Annotated in this window: 10 protein-coding genes; 1 reads left to right on the top strand and 9 read right to left on the bottom strand. The window is 45.2% G+C overall.

Annotated features, from left to right (window positions below; all coding sequences use genetic code 11):
- Nucleotides 1–276: 276 nt before the first annotated feature.
- The 6 genes from MHI37_RS10750 to MHI37_RS10725 form a co-directional block, all read right to left on the bottom strand.
- Nucleotides 277–1950 carry a sugar ABC transporter substrate-binding protein gene (locus MHI37_RS10750; RefSeq protein ID WP_076334967.1) on the bottom strand — a complete coding sequence of 558 codons (1674 nt, stop codon included), beginning with the start codon at nucleotides 1948–1950 and terminating at the stop codon, nucleotides 277–279.
- Between the two features lie 72 nt (nucleotides 1951–2022).
- Nucleotides 2023–2898, bottom strand: coding sequence for a carbohydrate ABC transporter permease (locus tag MHI37_RS10745; protein WP_083676046.1), 876 nt, complete (start codon nucleotides 2896–2898; stop codon nucleotides 2023–2025).
- A 15-nt stretch (nucleotides 2899–2913) separates the two neighbouring features.
- Nucleotides 2914–3849, bottom strand: a complete 936-nt coding sequence (locus tag MHI37_RS10740) for an ABC transporter permease subunit (protein ID WP_076334966.1) — start codon at nucleotides 3847–3849, stop codon at nucleotides 2914–2916.
- Nucleotides 3850–4166: 317 nt separating this feature from the next.
- Complete coding sequence (locus MHI37_RS10735; RefSeq protein WP_256709666.1) at nucleotides 4167–5669, bottom strand: extracellular solute-binding protein; 1503 nt, start codon at nucleotides 5667–5669, stop codon at nucleotides 4167–4169.
- A 163-nt stretch (nucleotides 5670–5832) separates the two neighbouring features.
- Complete coding sequence (locus MHI37_RS10730; protein ID WP_076334965.1) at nucleotides 5833–8118, bottom strand: helix-turn-helix domain-containing protein; 2286 nt, start codon at nucleotides 8116–8118, stop codon at nucleotides 5833–5835.
- 164 nt (nucleotides 8119–8282) lie between these two features.
- Complete coding sequence (locus tag MHI37_RS10725) at nucleotides 8283–9437, bottom strand: serine hydrolase domain-containing protein (RefSeq protein ID WP_076334964.1); 1155 nt, start codon at nucleotides 9435–9437, stop codon at nucleotides 8283–8285.
- A 539-nt stretch (nucleotides 9438–9976) separates the two neighbouring features.
- On the opposite strand from MHI37_RS10725, the gene MHI37_RS10720 reads away from it, so the two are divergent.
- Nucleotides 9977–10624 (top strand): transcriptional regulator, encoded by a 648-nt coding sequence (locus MHI37_RS10720; RefSeq protein WP_342556560.1) that lies wholly within the window; start codon nucleotides 9977–9979, stop codon nucleotides 10622–10624.
- A gap of 1501 nt (nucleotides 10625–12125) precedes the next feature.
- Here MHI37_RS10720 and MHI37_RS10715 read toward each other — a convergent pair.
- The 3 genes from MHI37_RS10715 to MHI37_RS10705 form a co-directional block, all read right to left on the bottom strand.
- A complete protein-coding gene (locus tag MHI37_RS10715) occupies nucleotides 12126–13007 on the bottom strand; it encodes a carbohydrate ABC transporter permease (RefSeq protein ID WP_076334962.1) in 882 nt (293 codons plus the stop codon).
- A 13-nt stretch (nucleotides 13008–13020) separates the two neighbouring features.
- Nucleotides 13021–13902: a sugar ABC transporter permease gene (locus MHI37_RS10710; RefSeq protein WP_076335031.1), complete on the bottom strand. Its 882-nt coding sequence runs from the start codon at nucleotides 13900–13902 to the stop codon at nucleotides 13021–13023.
- A 92-nt stretch (nucleotides 13903–13994) separates the two neighbouring features.
- A complete protein-coding gene (locus MHI37_RS10705) occupies nucleotides 13995–15320 on the bottom strand; it encodes an extracellular solute-binding protein (RefSeq protein ID WP_076334961.1) in 1326 nt (441 codons plus the stop codon).
- Nucleotides 15321–15366: the final 46 nt, after the last annotated feature.

Below are 15366 nucleotides of genomic sequence, written 5' to 3'. Positions count from 1 at the left end.
TGGTTTCCCTCTATTTCAAAAACAAAGGGCTAGATGCATCCTCCTTGGGAAGACCACACACCTAGCCCATTATTCAAGGTGAAACGGCTGCCGCTATCCTTATGACGGTGGCGCGTTTCATTCCGGAGAAATATAGAGAAAGTATAACGAAATGATATACTTTCCTATATTTCAAGGTGAAACGGCTGCCGCTATCCTTATGGCGGTGGCGCGTTTCATTCCGGAGAAATATAGAGAAAGTATAGCGAAATGATATACTTTCCTATATTTAAAAAATTAATAGCCTAACAAGCTCTTAGTCTTCTGAAAAATATCATTTGACATGTCTGTAAACCGCGTACTTCCATTCCCTTCAACCTGCTTCAAATATTTGTCCCAGTTTTCAAAGCTTTCTTGACCGGTAATGAACTTTAATGTCATCGTTTTGACGTAATCCATAAGCGGCGTTGAGATTAATTTCATCTGTTCGCTTTCCTCAGGCGTTGCCATGATTGGCGGCGCCAGCTTGCGCGGCTCTCGTGTCGACTGGACACGGGTCACGAAGTCCTTCTCACCTTCGGTCATTTTGGACATTTTCAGCTTCTCAGAGCCTCCGTAAGCAAACATCCCTCCGGCGAAGCCAAAATCCACGTTCAACTGCTTCGCAGCGCCTTCGTTCATCCCGTTAAAATAGATATCCGAATTAAGCTTGACGTTTCCGTCTCCTTCAAGTGTATAGGTTTCACCTTCTACACCCCACAAGCTGAGCATTTGGCCTTCATTAGAATACCAGAACCAGTCGACGAAACGCAGCATTTTGATAAAGCCCTCTTCGCCCAACTCATCGAGCGCGTTCTGGCTGATCATGATTCCGTTCTCCAAACGGGAAGTCTCAACCTGAAGCTTTCCTTTCGGTCCTCCCGGTTGTGTAATCATATATAATTCGCTGTTTGGATCTTGCATTTTGCTCTTGAAATCTGCCAGTACCTGATAGATTCCGCTTATCACGTAGGTATCGCCTTTGAAGAACTTCGCTCTTGCTGTATCGTCTTCTTGGGTGAAGGATTCAGGATCCATAATGCCTTCGGTAATCAACTTATTGAAATAACCGAGATAGTTTTTGAAGTCATCCGATGCATTGGCAAAAGTGAACTGCTGCTTCGTATGGTCGAAGTCCAGGCCATTGGACAACGCCCATCCTCCAGTGACACCATATTGAACTGAAGTAATGCCTAATGCCGACTCACCCTTGAATTGATCAGAGAAGACATATTCCGCGCCGGTATGCTCTTTGACCTTCTTCATCGCTGCATAGAAGTCCTCGTAAGTCCAGTTCCCTTCTTGGCCCGTGACATCAACTCCCGCCGCTTCAAATACATCCTTACGTATAATATAGGAATAACCGCCGCCGGCGATCTCCCACATGCCTGGAAGAATATAATATTTCCCGTCTTCCTTCAGCTTAGCCTTGAGATCCGCTTCCATTCCCCAATCCTTCACTGCTTTCATGTAGTTCGGCATGTATTGCACCCATTCGCTGACGGGTACGATCTGACCAGTAGCTACGAAGGCGGATTCATCGTACGTCTTAGGAATAATATAAGGCGCATCACCACTATTCACCAGTAATGACTTTTGATTTTCGTATTCCGTTCTTGCTGTGACGGCCAAATCAAAAGTCACATTCGTTTTTTCTTGAATGGCACTCCATAATCTCCAGTTCTTATTTAAAGGATAATTCTCATGGTCGCTGTACATCATGGAGTAGGATACCGCTTCATTGGAGTGGAACGTCTGGTCTTCTCCAAAGGTGTAATTCGCCGTCTCGGCTGCCGCTTCATTCGTGCCTGCGCCATTCGATGCAGCAGGTGTGTCTTTACCCGATGAGCCTTCGTTGGCGGATGAGCATGCCGCCATAAACACGAGCATAAACGCCATTGTAACCGTTACCATTACTTTGCTGAATCTCATAGTACTGCCTCCCTTTTTTTGGTTCGAGCCTATATATAACGGAAACGTCTTTAGCCCTTCCGATTATATCGATTACCCCTTGACAGCCCCAATCATCATCCCTTGCACGAAATACTTCTGCACGAACGGATATATGCAGATGATAGGCAAAGAGGTGAGTACCATAGCTGTCGATTTAATGCTTGCCGCGATTTGACTGGTCTGATCGGAAGTAGCCCCGATTTCGGTCGGACTGACCGCGTTGTCGATAATTTGTTTCAAATACAAGGCGACAGGCCATTTCTCCTTCGACTGCAAATAAAGTGAAGGTCCGAACCAGTTGTTCCACATGCCAACCATGACGAATAACATAATCGTTACCAGAATGGGCTTGGATAAAGGAAGAATAATTCTTGTAAATATGCCGAACACACCCAGACCGTCAACGCGTCCCGCTTCTTCCAATTCGTTTGGCAGGCTGGCGAAAAACGTCTTCATCAAGATGACATTGAAGGCGCTGATCGCCCCTGGAACAACGATGGCCCAGATCGTATCTCGCATATCTAATGTCTTCGCAATCAGGATGTAGTTCGGTATGAGACCACCGCCAAAATACATCGTAAACAACACAAACGGGATAAAAAACTTGTTAAGGCGCAGCTTGTCTTTCGAAAGCGGATAAGACATAACGGCCGTCGCTGCTACCGCAATAAGCGTGCCTACCACCGAATAAACAATCGTATTCCAGTAGTAACGGAAGAAGTCAGGCTTGCTCAATATGACTTCGTAGGTCTTCGTCGTAAACTCCACTGGGAAGATGGTTACCTTGCCAGCATAGATGGCTGCTTCCGAACTGAAGGACTGTGCTACGAGATAGACGAACGGGTATAAAGTAAGCAGCACAATCAGAATCATGAATAATCCGTTTAGAACATTAAACATGTTAAAGGTTAATGAGATTCGCTTCACGAGATCGTCTCCTTTCTACCATAGGCTGGAATTTGTAGTCCTCTTCGATACTTCGTTCGCAATCGTCACCAGGATCAGTCCGATGATGCCTTCGAACAACCCGACCGCTGTCGCATAACTAAAGTTGCCCCCGGTGATGCCCATTCGGTAAACGTAGGTTGAGATGACGTCTGCCGTTTCATAGGTTAAAGGATTGTACAAAAGTAAGATTTTCTCAAAATTCGAGCCCAGAATGCTGCCGATATCCAGGATCAAGAGCACCATCACCGTCGGCAGAATGCCGGGAATTGTAACGTGCATTGCTAATCGCAGCCGACTCGCGCCATCGATCTTTGCCGCTTCATACAGTGCCGTATTGATGCCGGTCATCGCCGCCAAATACAGAATCGTTCCCCACCCTAAACTTTGCCAGACGCCGGAAGTAACATAAATCGTCGGAAACCACTCCGGTAAGGAAATAAACGAAATCTTCTCGAATCCGAGATAAGAGAGCACATTGTTGATCGGCCCCGTCAAGGAGACCATCTCCTTGACCATTCCCGCTACGATGACCACGGAAATAAAATGGGGAAGGTACGAAACCGTTTGCACAAACTTCTTCCACTTGATTCTCTGCAATTCGTTCAACAACAACGCGAATATCAAGGTAAGCGGAAATTTAACCACGAGATAGCTTACGCTTAAGGTTAGATCGTTGAAGAAGGCTCTCCAAAACGTTGGATCCTTCATAAACATCTCGAAGTACGTAAATCCGACCCATTCCGAGCCTAAGATATTCGGTCCGCCTCTATACTTCCGGAAAGCAATAATGTTCCCGATCATCGGCGCATACTTAAAAATAATAAAGTAGATTACGGGTAGAATTAGAAACGAATATAGCTTCCATTCCTTTTTAACATGTTTCCAGAGCGGAGTTGTATCTACACCCTTGACTTGCGCATGAGCTGCCATATCGTCATCACTTCCTTATGAAAAATTTACCCTAGCAGGACTCGAGCCTGACGCTCCGTCACTCCATCAATGTATCGAAAACGCTTCCTGCAAACAATGTTCAATAACGGAAACTGATGTACGATAACGAGGAAATAGCGAGTGTCAGCTTGAAACGAATGAACCATTTGAAGAATTTGACCTATGAAACAAGGTGAAACGGCTGTCGCCGTTCTTTGGTGGCGCCAGCCGTTTCATTCCCAGAAATATAGAGAAAGTATGGTGAAATGATATCCTTTCCTATATTTTAAAAAAAGACGACCTCCGAGGGTCGGAGGTCATCTGTTTACATATCGTTGGTATGCCGCTTGTTTAATTTCTAAAATCCGTTCGATCCCGAGCAGCTTTAGCTGCTCCACCATATTGTCGTAAGCGTCGATGGGGTCCACGCCTAGAATGATCCGAAGCTCTGCATCTCTTACGTATTCGCTAATCCCGTCCATTAACGTGGACAACTCGCCCACTTCCTCAGTCGTAGGTGTTATCGGGGGCAGCAAATAGTCTTCATGCTTCGTCATTCTCCAAACTTCAACGGCCTCATTCGTTTCTTCAAACTTCCACGCCAGCTGCGAGTCCCTCTGGATCATTGGAAAGTTCGTTTGGTGCGCGTATTGAAGCATAACCTGATCACTTGATAATCCGTCCGGGTTCGTTGTGACCAAATCCGTATACACTACCTGTCCGTTCTCCAGCGTATACGTTAAGTCTTCAATACCGAACGCATTCAGCAGGCTGCCTTCTTCCGAATATCCATAATCCAACCACCGAACCGCTGCTTCCAAGTTTTTCGTCGTGGCTTTGATTGCAGCAGAGCTAGTACCCGCATACGCATTGTCGAGCTGCCCGAATTCCGGGACCTCCCCTTCTCTCAGCGTCGGATAGGGAGCGGCTGTATAATGAGCTGCTGGGTCATTGTACGGTGCCGCGAGGTTATATTTCTCGATGTAGGCGTTCCATCCGATCGTTGCACCACTTGCCCCGGAAGTCATCTTATAGTCCACGGATTCCAAATCTAGAACGGCAAAATCTTTATCGATTAATCCTTCAAGGTACCACTTGCTCATCGTCGCCAAATATTCCCGATATTCTGGTTCTAGGTAACCGTACTTTACTTTCCCATCCTTGACGTAGAAATTCCCCATGACACCAAACGCCCCCGCGAAGCCGGCTGTTCGCTCACCCATGAATAAAGCTCGCAGCGTCAACGGTGCTTTCGCCCCTTTTTTCTGCTTGAATGCTGTCAAGGTCACGTACCATTCGTCGATCGTAGTAGGAATAGGGAGCCCCAACTCGTCAAGCCAATCCTTGCGAACGATTGGCCCGCCGTATACCTTCCCCTCTTCCGAGCGTATAAAGGGGAAAGCATAATAGATGCCGCTGTCCGTCTTCACCATTTTATCAATCTCAGGATTTTCTTCAAGCATTCGCTTAAAATTTGGCGCATACCGATCGATGACATCGTTAAGCGGCAAAATATATCCCTGCTCGATCGCCTTCTCAGGACCTCCCGGAAATTGAAGCCAGTTATTCATGAAGATGTCCGGCATGTTTCCAGAAGCAAGAAGATATTTGAATTTATTATCCTGCATGGGGACGCCACCGAGATGTCGAATCGCGATTCCCGTTCGTTTCTCATATTCATCGTCGATAAGCCCTTGATTCGGCGTCCCCATATCGGGGAACTCCGTCATTAACGTCAGTTCGGGAAGTCCTTCCATCGGATATTCGAATGGCTCAGCAGATGCTGCTGGACTGCTCTGTTCTTGATTCGAGGACTCCACCCCCCTCTTCTTCGGCGTGATATCTTCTGTTCGATTCACTATAAAAAAAATGATCGTTAATAAGATTAAGCAGATGATTATGATCCAACTCTTCCTCAGCAAACCAAAATATCGTGTTTCCGTAATATGTGCCCCCTTGCTTCAGCATAGTGTTTCTTAGCCGTTACTGGATCGTCTTGTATTTCCCTGGCGTGATGCCTTCATACTTCTTGAATACGCGAATAAAAGCATGGCTGCTTGCGAATCCGACACGAGCCGACGTCTCTTCGATGCTGGTTCCTTCTAATAATAGTGCCTTCGCGGCTTCTATGCGGGTCTGGCTAATATAGTCATGCAATCCCACTTGCCCCGTCTGCTCACGGAATAATCGGGATACGTACTGAGGAGATAGCCGGAATTGATCTCCGATCAATGACACGCTCAAATTCTTGTCGCTATAGTTCTCTTGCACGAATTCGATAACTTTCTCACCGATTCCAACGCTCATTTGTCCGTTCTGCCTGCTGCGGAGCAGCGTGCATACCCGATCAAATATATCGAACAGCTCTTGTTGGAATTCCAGCTTCGTAGAGCATGACAATAGTCGCTTGAGCGGCCGCCATTCATCCCATGCGATGCCAGCCTGATCTTGGTCGGGAATCATCTTGATCAGTGTCGTCGCTACGTCAAGCAGGACGCATCTTGCGATTTCATGCGATCTATCCCTTTGGAACGCTTCTTGTATGACGTTGTCGATCATCTGCTTCGCTTTCTCGAACTCGTCGGCTTTCAAGAAATTGATCAGAATCATCTGGTCGTTCACAGTAAAGAAATAACTGCTTTCAGTCGGTTTTATGTTTCCGTACCAGATCAACAAGCTTTCTCCCAGCACGATACGGTATTCTTGGGCTTCCAAGGCTTGAAGAAAGGCCAGATGTACATGGTCCAAGCCAGTTTGCAGTTCGCTGCCCACCGTCGTGAAGCGAAGCTTATAGCGGACCGTGATAAATTCGTAAGCTTGTGCTAAATTATCCTCTATATCATCCTTCCATTGCTGAGTCCGATCCGGATCGACGTTCACAACCGCCGCGAGCATACCGTCTACATCCGTAAAATGTATCGTTAAACGGTCGCCGACCATATCCTTCACGATATTGGACACAATAAACTGTGACAAGGCTAGATCCTTTAATTCTCCCTCGACGCTCTCAATATAAAACAACAGCACCGCGAAATGATCGGTCCTCCAAGACAGCTTGTGCGCCTTCGCCAGCTCCGCGAGCGGGACGTTCCGGTCACCCTGTCCTTTCAACAATCTTCCTAAATAGTAATCCTGTAAAACTCGAAGCTGCTGAACGTTTTTATTATTCATGTCGTCCCGCTCTTGAATGGTCTCCAGCACGCTTCTCCGAATGAATGAATATTCGTCCAAGTACGCTCCAGTTCCCTGCGAAGAACTCCGGGAAAAGACGCTAACCAATTGTTTAATCGGATCGTAGTTTTTACGCGCGAAATAATAAATAACCGTGCCGCCAATTGCAAGGCAAAGCAAAAGCCCGAATACATTCATCGTCTGAATGACCCCTGCGCGCTCCCAGAAAACTTCGATCGGAAACACGCTGATGTACTTCCAGCCCGTCGTAGCAGACGACTCGATCGTAATCATCGACTCCATTCCTTGGAATATGCCGGTAAAGGTGCCCGTCCCGCGATCACTCCACTCCTGGTACGACGAAGGAGAAATTTGCGATTCTTCGGCATTCTGAATCAGGATTTGGTCATTCGAATTCATAATGAATACTTGACCTTGCTCCACCCAATCAATGTTTTCCAGCATCGTCATGATCTTCTCGACATTGAGCGGTATGATCAGCGTACCCGCCGAATCGGCAGTCGCCTGCATCGGCAATGAGCGAATATAGGATGGAGTATAGATAATCTTCCCTTGATTCTCGAGTGGAAGCAGCACATACTCCCCCGTCTGGTACCGATTTATCAACTCCAGCCAGTCCTCGTAGGCAAAATTGTGCGTCTGATGCTTTATCTCGTAAAAAGATTGTTCCTTTAGATAGGTTTCACTTGAGAGAACCGACTGTAAAGGCTTTGAATAAAGATAAATTTCCTTAATGAAATCGTTGACGGATAACAATTTGTTTAGTTCCTGTTTCATCCCATAGATATTGTAAGCGTTTACCTTAGCGTCCGAAGCCAGCAATCTGCGAACATCCGAATGAATGGCTAACTGCGCAGCCAGACTCTCCGTCTGAAGCAGCTCCCCGTCCACAATATATCTTACTTGCTGCAGCATTGCGCTGCTTGCCCGTTCGATCTCGTATTTCACGATTCCCCTTGTTTGGCCATATATGATTACACTAAGAATAACAGGGATGCATAAGATCACTGCATACGATAGAATCAATCGAAACGCCACACTTCGCGTGAAGTTTCCTCTTCCCCAATTCAATACCATTCCCCCAAATCACTTTACTTTTTGTACATACTATCATAGCACGAACCATAAGGGAGCTTCATATGTACAAAATGAACCTCCATGTACAATTACATGGAATCCATGATTTTTTAAACAAAAAAAAGACCTGCAGCATCAATCTGCAGATCTTGCCAAGCAATGATCTATTCTAAAGAACCATAAATGACAGCACGCATACGAGGATGAATGTAGGGCTCGAGACTTGGCAGCATCTGCTGCATGTAAACTACGGAAAGCTGCTCCTGAGGATCGATCAATACCCATGATCCAGCTAGACCAGCCCAGCCAAATTCGCCTATTGATCCATTATTCCCCCCCTCTGCGGGATTCGTCATAACACGGACCCCCAACCCATAGCCATAACCTTTCTGTTGCGGCCAATTGTAATCTTTAAGCTGCTGTGGCTCTAAATGATTCATTGCCATCAGCTCCACCGTTTTTCTGCTTAAAATCCGGGTACCATCCAACTCGCCGCCTCTTGCTAATGCCTGCGCAAATCGGCTGTAATCCCTGATCGTTGACAGAAGGCCGGCTCCACCGCTCTCATACCTGCACCCTGGCTGATACGTCGCATCCATGATGAAGTTTGGAGTCAGGATGCCTTCCTCCGTGCGGTTATACATCGTACAAAGTCTATCACGCTTATCTTCAGAAATATGGAATGAGGTATCGTCCATTCCTAAAGGACCGAACAGCTCTTTTTTTAGAAATTCCCCGAATGTCTCACCGGACAGCACTTCGACCAAAGCGGCAAGGACATCGTGGCTTGTACCATATTTCCAGTGTGTACCCGGATCGAACGCAAGCGGAATGGCTGCAAGCGCTTTCGATAAAGCGCGCATGTCCAACGTTTCAGCGGCATTTTCCATAATTGCACGTGTCAGCTGTTCGGTCTCCAAGTTGTCTCCACCGTAAGTAAGCCCTGAAGTCATTGTGAACAAATCTTTGACCCGTATGGATGCGGACGCTGGCGATGTAGTTCTTTCGCCAATTTCGTTATACCGATAGACCAGAGGATTTTTAAACTCCGGCAAATATTGTTCCAGTGGATCATCCAATAAAAAAAGTCCCTTTTCATACAGCATGAGGGCAGCTACACAGGTGACGACTTTGGTCATGGAATAAATTCGATAGATGGTATCTGGTTCTATTTTTGTTTTCTTTTCCAAATCTGCATATCCAAAGCGCTCCTGATACAACACTTCTCCGTCTATGACCACCGTGCAAGCACATCCGGCGGGTCCTTTGTCGACCCATTCCTTAAGCAAAGGGGTTAAACGCTCTTGTAACCTTGTCATTATTACATAACCTCCATTGTATGCTTTATTCATTTAGACGCTGTACATCACGAGCTTACTGCATGGTTGCTATTCTGGATAATATTGCAACTATTCTCGTACCACTACGAGTTCTTGGCGCAAGTTTAGCATAATATCTGGATAATGGGAAGCCATATTCACTGTTACCCACGGATTGGATAGAAGATCAGATAGCCGCTCTTCTTCCTTTTTGGAAACGATCCATTTCTGATCAACAGCTCTGCCGAAAAAATAAGATTTCGACGCGCCAGAGATGATTAATATAATGGAGAGTATTGCCGAATGGATCAGTTCCACGATATACTAGTAGTATCAAAGTTGGTCGTGAAGCACATGCCGCTTTAATACGAATGCTCGTAAGAGTATTTTCGTATTAAAGCGGCTTTTTTTTTTCAAAATATAGGAAAGTAGATCATTTCGCCATACCTTCTCTATATTTCTCCGGAATGAAACGCGCTAGCGCCGCCAAAGGACAGCGACAGCCGTTTCACCTTGTAACTGCGAATAGAAAGTGAGGAATTAGCTTGTTCGAACATACTTATGATCTATGGCTTGAAAATCATATTACCCGAGAGAAAAACCCAAGAGTCAGGGAGCTTCTGCAGAATGGCTTGGGACATGGAACCGTAGAATTTCTACGTTCGATCTGGTATCCAGCAGTAGGAAATCTGGATCATTTGTATCCCGAGCATGAGGTTCGCGATTTTAACAACGGATACCGCTACCTTGATCTTGCCTATCGGCCAGGCGGAGCAAAGGGCTGTATCGAAATTCACGGATACCGGTCTCATGCCAGGGATATCGAAGTCAGTCGCTTTAAAGATCTATGCATGAAGCAAGCACTGCTTGTGCTTGATGATTGGATATTTCTTCCCATTGCTTATCTTTCAATTAAAGACGATCCTGGAGTCTGTAAGCAGCTGGTGCTCGCATTTGTTGGGAAGTTTTTATCAACTACATTGCCTGGCGAGCTGAACTGGGCGGAATCAGAAACCTTGCGCTTTGGCCGAAGACTAATGCGTCCTTTCACGCCACAAGAGCTTTCCACTCATCTGCAGCTCACCGATCGACATACTAGAACTATTTTGCTGGAGCTTGTAAAGAAAAATAGGATTGATGTGGCGAGTGGGTCTCTAAGATACCGTACTTTTCGGCTACCGAAGTGAATGCAGCTCATCAACGATTTTTTAACGGAAATCACGGACGCTATTCTCAAAGATAATCAACATATGAAAATGTAACGGAACCCAGCGCAACTATGTGTGAACAAAATGTCCAATCCCACAGAAAAAGACCAAATAAGGTCACTCATTTCCGTTACACTCGAAAAAAAGATGTTTTCGGCAAAATAAGACCCGTGAGTTCCGTTAGAACAAATACAGCAGTATGATTTCCCGCGCGCAATCGTCCAGTATATTAAGGAGCTCATAGTTCTTCAGACTTTAAGCTGTCATTGGACACAAGAACAAAATCACTCTTACGCTGGTGCTCGCATTTGTTGGGAAGTTTTTATCAACTACATTGCCTGGCGAGCTGAACTGGGCGGAATCAGAAACCTTACGCTTTGGCCGCAGACTAATGCGTCCTTTCACGCCACAAGAGCTTTCCACTCATCTGCAGCTCACCGATCGACATACTAGAACTATTTTGCTGGAGCTTGTAAAGAAAAATAGGATTGATGTGGCGAGTGGGTCTCTAAGATACCGTACTTTTCGGCTACCGAAGTGAATGCAGCTCATCAACGATCTTTTAACGGAAATCACGGACGCTATTCTCAAAGATAATCAACAGATGAAAATGTAACGGAACCCAGCGCAACTATGTGTGAACAAAATGTCCAATCCCACAGAAAAAGACCAAATAAGGTCACTCATTTCCGTTACACTCGGAAAAAAGCTGTTTTGGGCAAAATAAGACCCGTGAGTTCCGTTAGAACAAATACAGCAGTGTGATTTCCCGCGCGTAAACGTCCAGTATATTAAGGAACGAATAAATCCTCAGACTTTAAGCTGTCATTTGACATAAGAACAAAATCACTCTTACGCTGGTGCTCGCATTTGTTGGGAAGTTTTTATCAACTACATTGCCTGGCGAGCTGAACTGGGCGGAATCAGAAACAGTGCGCTTTGGTCGCAGACTAATGCGTCCTTTCACACCACAAGAGCTTTCCACTCATCTGCAGCTCACCGATCGACATACTAGAACTATTTTGCTGGAGCTTGTAAAGAAAAATAGGATTGATGTGGCAAGTGGGTCTCTAAGATATCGTACTTTTCGGCTACCGAAGTGAATGCAGCTCATCAACGATCTTTTAACGGAAATCACGGACGCTATTCTCAAAAATAATCAACATATGAAAATGTAACGGAATCCAGCGCAACTATGTGTGAATAAAATGTCCAATCCCACAGAAAAAGACCAAATAAGGTCACTCATTTCCGTTACACTCGAAAAAAAGATGTTTTCGGCAAAATAAGACCCGTGAGTTCCGTTAGAACAAATACAGCAATATGATTTCCCGCGCGTAAACGTCCAGTATATTAAGGAACGAATAAATCCTCAGACTTTAAGCTGTCATTGGACACAACGAAAAAAGCTGATTACGGAGAATTCCCCCCTAACCAGCTTTTCTATCCGCTCTTTCGCATAAAATTTCCCAATAACTTTTTATCCCTTTACCGAACCCGCAGCGATACCTTCGACAATTCGATTGCTAAGGAAGAGGAACGTAATCAAGATCGGCAGGATGCTAATCATAAGTGTTGCGCCGATCGCGCCCCAGTCCGTCGTATATTGCCCAATGAAATTTTGCACGCCAACGGTCAACGTCTTATAATTATCCGAGCTTATAAACGTGTTGACGAATATAAATTCATTCCAATTATAAATCATATTAATAATCGCTGTTGTAGCGATCACCGAGCTGGTCATTGGAAACACAATTTGTATGAACATACGATTGACCGAACAACCGTCTATGATAGCTGCCTCTTCAACCTCTTTCGGCAGTGCATAATAAAAACCGAGCAGGATCATAATCGTAATCGGCATATTAAATGCCACGTACGTTAAAATCAACGACAACGGATGGTCCGTTAATCCTACCTTGCTAAAAAGGCTAAATAGCGGAATAAGTGTAGAATGAACAGGAATCATCATCGCCACCATAAATAAACCGAGTACGAAGGAACTGCCCTTCCATTTCATCCTTGTCACCGCATAGGTGACCAAGCTTCCCAATACGACGGTTAATAGCGTAGCCGCAACTGTAATCCAAACGCTGTTAAAAAAATAAACATCAATATTTCCTGAACTCCATACCTTCGCATAGTTTTCCCAGCGAGGATTCATCGGCAGTGATAAGGGAGGAAGATTAAATACCTCTTGATTGTTTTTTAGAGAGAAAAACAGCAGCCATACAAGCGGGAACAACTGCATAGCAGCAACCGCAATCAATACAGCATATAGTAAGGTATAGCCCAGCTTCGAGACAATCCCTGCCTTTGATTCAGCTATTCCATGCCTATTCCTAGTATTTATAGAAAACATGAAGCGTTCCTCCTTACGAGTATTGAATCGTATCCTTCGTGGCGGTTAATTTGCGAATGACCCAAGTAACAGCCAGACAGATGACTAGCAGGAAGAAACCAATCGCGCTTCCGTAGCCAAAATCGTATGCCCGGAACGCCTGGTGATACATGTAGGATGCCATCACTTCACTCGAACCATTAGGACCGCCGTCTGTCATAACAAAAATGAGATCGAAATATTTCAACGAACCGACAACGGCAAGAACGATCGTCACTTTGATCACTTCCATAACGAGCGGAAGTTTGATCTTCCAAGCGATTTGGAGCGCATTCGCCCCATCAATCTTTGCAGCTTCCTCGAGCGATGCCGGGATATTTTTTAGAGCCGCATAATAGATCAAAATATAGAAACCCGCATATTGCCAAAGAATCGGTATAAACAGAGCATATAATACGAGAGAGGACTCTGCCAGCCACGCGGGAGGGTTTGCAACACCAAGCGATTCCAAAACACTATTCAAAACGCCGTTAGTTGGATGATAAATTTTGAGCCATAACTGTGCAATCGCGACAGAGGACAACAGCATTGGAATGAGATAAATTTTGCGAAACAGATTAGCTCCTTTGATTTTAGCAGCCAAAACCATGGCAACAACGAGATAAAGAATAAGGCTTATCCCTGAAAATAAAGCTAACAGCAGTGAATGCCCAGCGCTATTCCAGAATGTTGCATCCACAAACAAGGCCATATAGTTATCAAGTCCAACGAATGTCATTGCGCCAATGCCATTCCAATCATTCAAACCGTAGTATGCAGTCAGCACGATCGGAATATATACGATGGCCAGAATAAGAAGCAGAGACGGCAGCACGTATAGTGCGATTATTTTTTTGTTCGAAAGCACTTTGTCCAATTGGGCCGGCTCCTTTCCTTTATAGGTAATCATTTGGAAGACATATTCGGCATGTTGAGACGAATATGTCTTCCACTTCCCATACAAAAATCTTATTTTCCTGAAGCTATAGCCTTGTCGTGTTCTTCAGAGAACTTCTCCGGTGTTGTCGCTTTTCCGAACAGAGCCTGGATCATGTTGAGATGTGTTTCAGCAGCATTCGCTTGCATTTGAACATCTGCAAATAGAGTAATACTGCTTGCTTGATTCATTTCATTAAAGAGATCAATGTACAGCTGCGGCAGTTCAATACTTGAAGTATCAACCTTTGTGGCAGGGATAACTCCCGCTCCTGTTACAGATTGCTCTCCCCATTTGGTAACGAAATACTCAACGAATGCTTTCGACTCTTCTTTGACCTTGGAATTCTCGCCAACAAACAATCCGACGCCCGGGCCGCCTACCCAGCTGTTAATGTCACCTTTTCCGCCCTCTACTGTTGGAAATTTGAAGAAACCAACGCTGTCTCGGAAGTCCTTCGGTATATCTTCATTAGTCGTAAAGTTCGGCAGCTCCCATGTACCCATCATGTACATTGCGGCTTTGCTGTTTAGAAACTCTGACTTCGCCTCTTCGTTCGACAAGCCGTTAAATCCTTTCACGAATGCATTACTGTCGACGAGCGTTTGCACTTCAGTTGCAGCCTTCAGCAGTCCTTCCTCTTTAAATGAATCGGAGCCGGTAATCGCACTGGATAATGCTTGTTGTCCTGCATTCCGATCAGCCAGGTACATATACCAGAGAGAACCGGTCCAACGATCCTTATTGCCAAGCGCTATAGGAGCGATCCCATTCTCAGACAATGTTTTTACAACTGCTTTAAACTGCTCATAGGTTTGAGGAACTTCCAAATTATATTTTTCGAAAATGGCTTTATTGTAGTAAATCGGCGCGATGTTGAATTCCAGTGGAAGCGCATACGTTTTACCGTCAATGGCATAGGCCTCTGTAGTACCAGATACAAACTTGCCATTAAGCTGACCGCTTAATAAATCGTCTACTGGCGTGAACAGCTTGCCATCCACATATGGCTGCAAAAATCCCGCTGCCCATGTAACGCCTACATCCGGCAATTTATTAGAAGCGGAAAGCACCTTCAGCTTATTCTTGTACTGCTCATTGTCCAAAACCTCTTGCTTGATCGTCACATTCGGGTGCTCATCCTGATACTCCGTAATGATTTGATTGACGATTTTGTTTTGTCCTGCGGAAACACCTTCCGGCCATAAATGCATGAAATTTATCGTGACCTTATCTCCGGCTCCGGCAGATTCGCCGTTTGTACCGCCAGTTCCTTCATTGCTTTTTTTACCGCAGCCGGCAACAACCAGTACAAGACAAATAGATAATAGCAGTATTGCCCTTTTTTTGTTGAACACGTTTACATCCCCTTTTATTCCAGTAGTAAGCGAAATGCAATCGCTT

It is taken from the genome of Paenibacillus sp. FSL H8-0548, from assembly GCF_038630985.1.
Lineage (GTDB): Bacteria > Bacillota > Bacilli > Paenibacillales > Paenibacillaceae > Pristimantibacillus.
The sequence above is the reverse complement of the archived record's forward strand: the minus strand, read 5'-3'. Positions and strand labels throughout refer to the sequence as shown.

Excerpts from the sequence above, each read along its gene's own strand:
- MHI37_RS10740 (WP_076334966.1), bottom strand. The coding sequence starts at position 3,849 with ATGGCAGCTCATGCGCAAGTCAAGGGTGTAGATACAACTCCGCTCTGG.
- MHI37_RS10750 (WP_076334967.1), bottom strand. The coding sequence starts at position 1,950 with ATGAGATTCAGCAAAGTAATGGTAACGGTTACAATGGCGTTTATGCTC.
- MHI37_RS10730 (WP_076334965.1), bottom strand. The coding sequence starts at position 8,118 with ATGGTATTGAATTGGGGAAGAGGAAACTTCACGCGAAGTGTGGCGTTT.
- MHI37_RS10725 (WP_076334964.1), bottom strand. The coding sequence starts at position 9,437 with ATGACAAGGTTACAAGAGCGTTTAACCCCTTTGCTTAAGGAATGGGTC.
- MHI37_RS10715 (WP_076334962.1), bottom strand. The coding sequence starts at position 13,007 with ATGTTTTCTATAAATACTAGGAATAGGCATGGAATAGCTGAATCAAAG.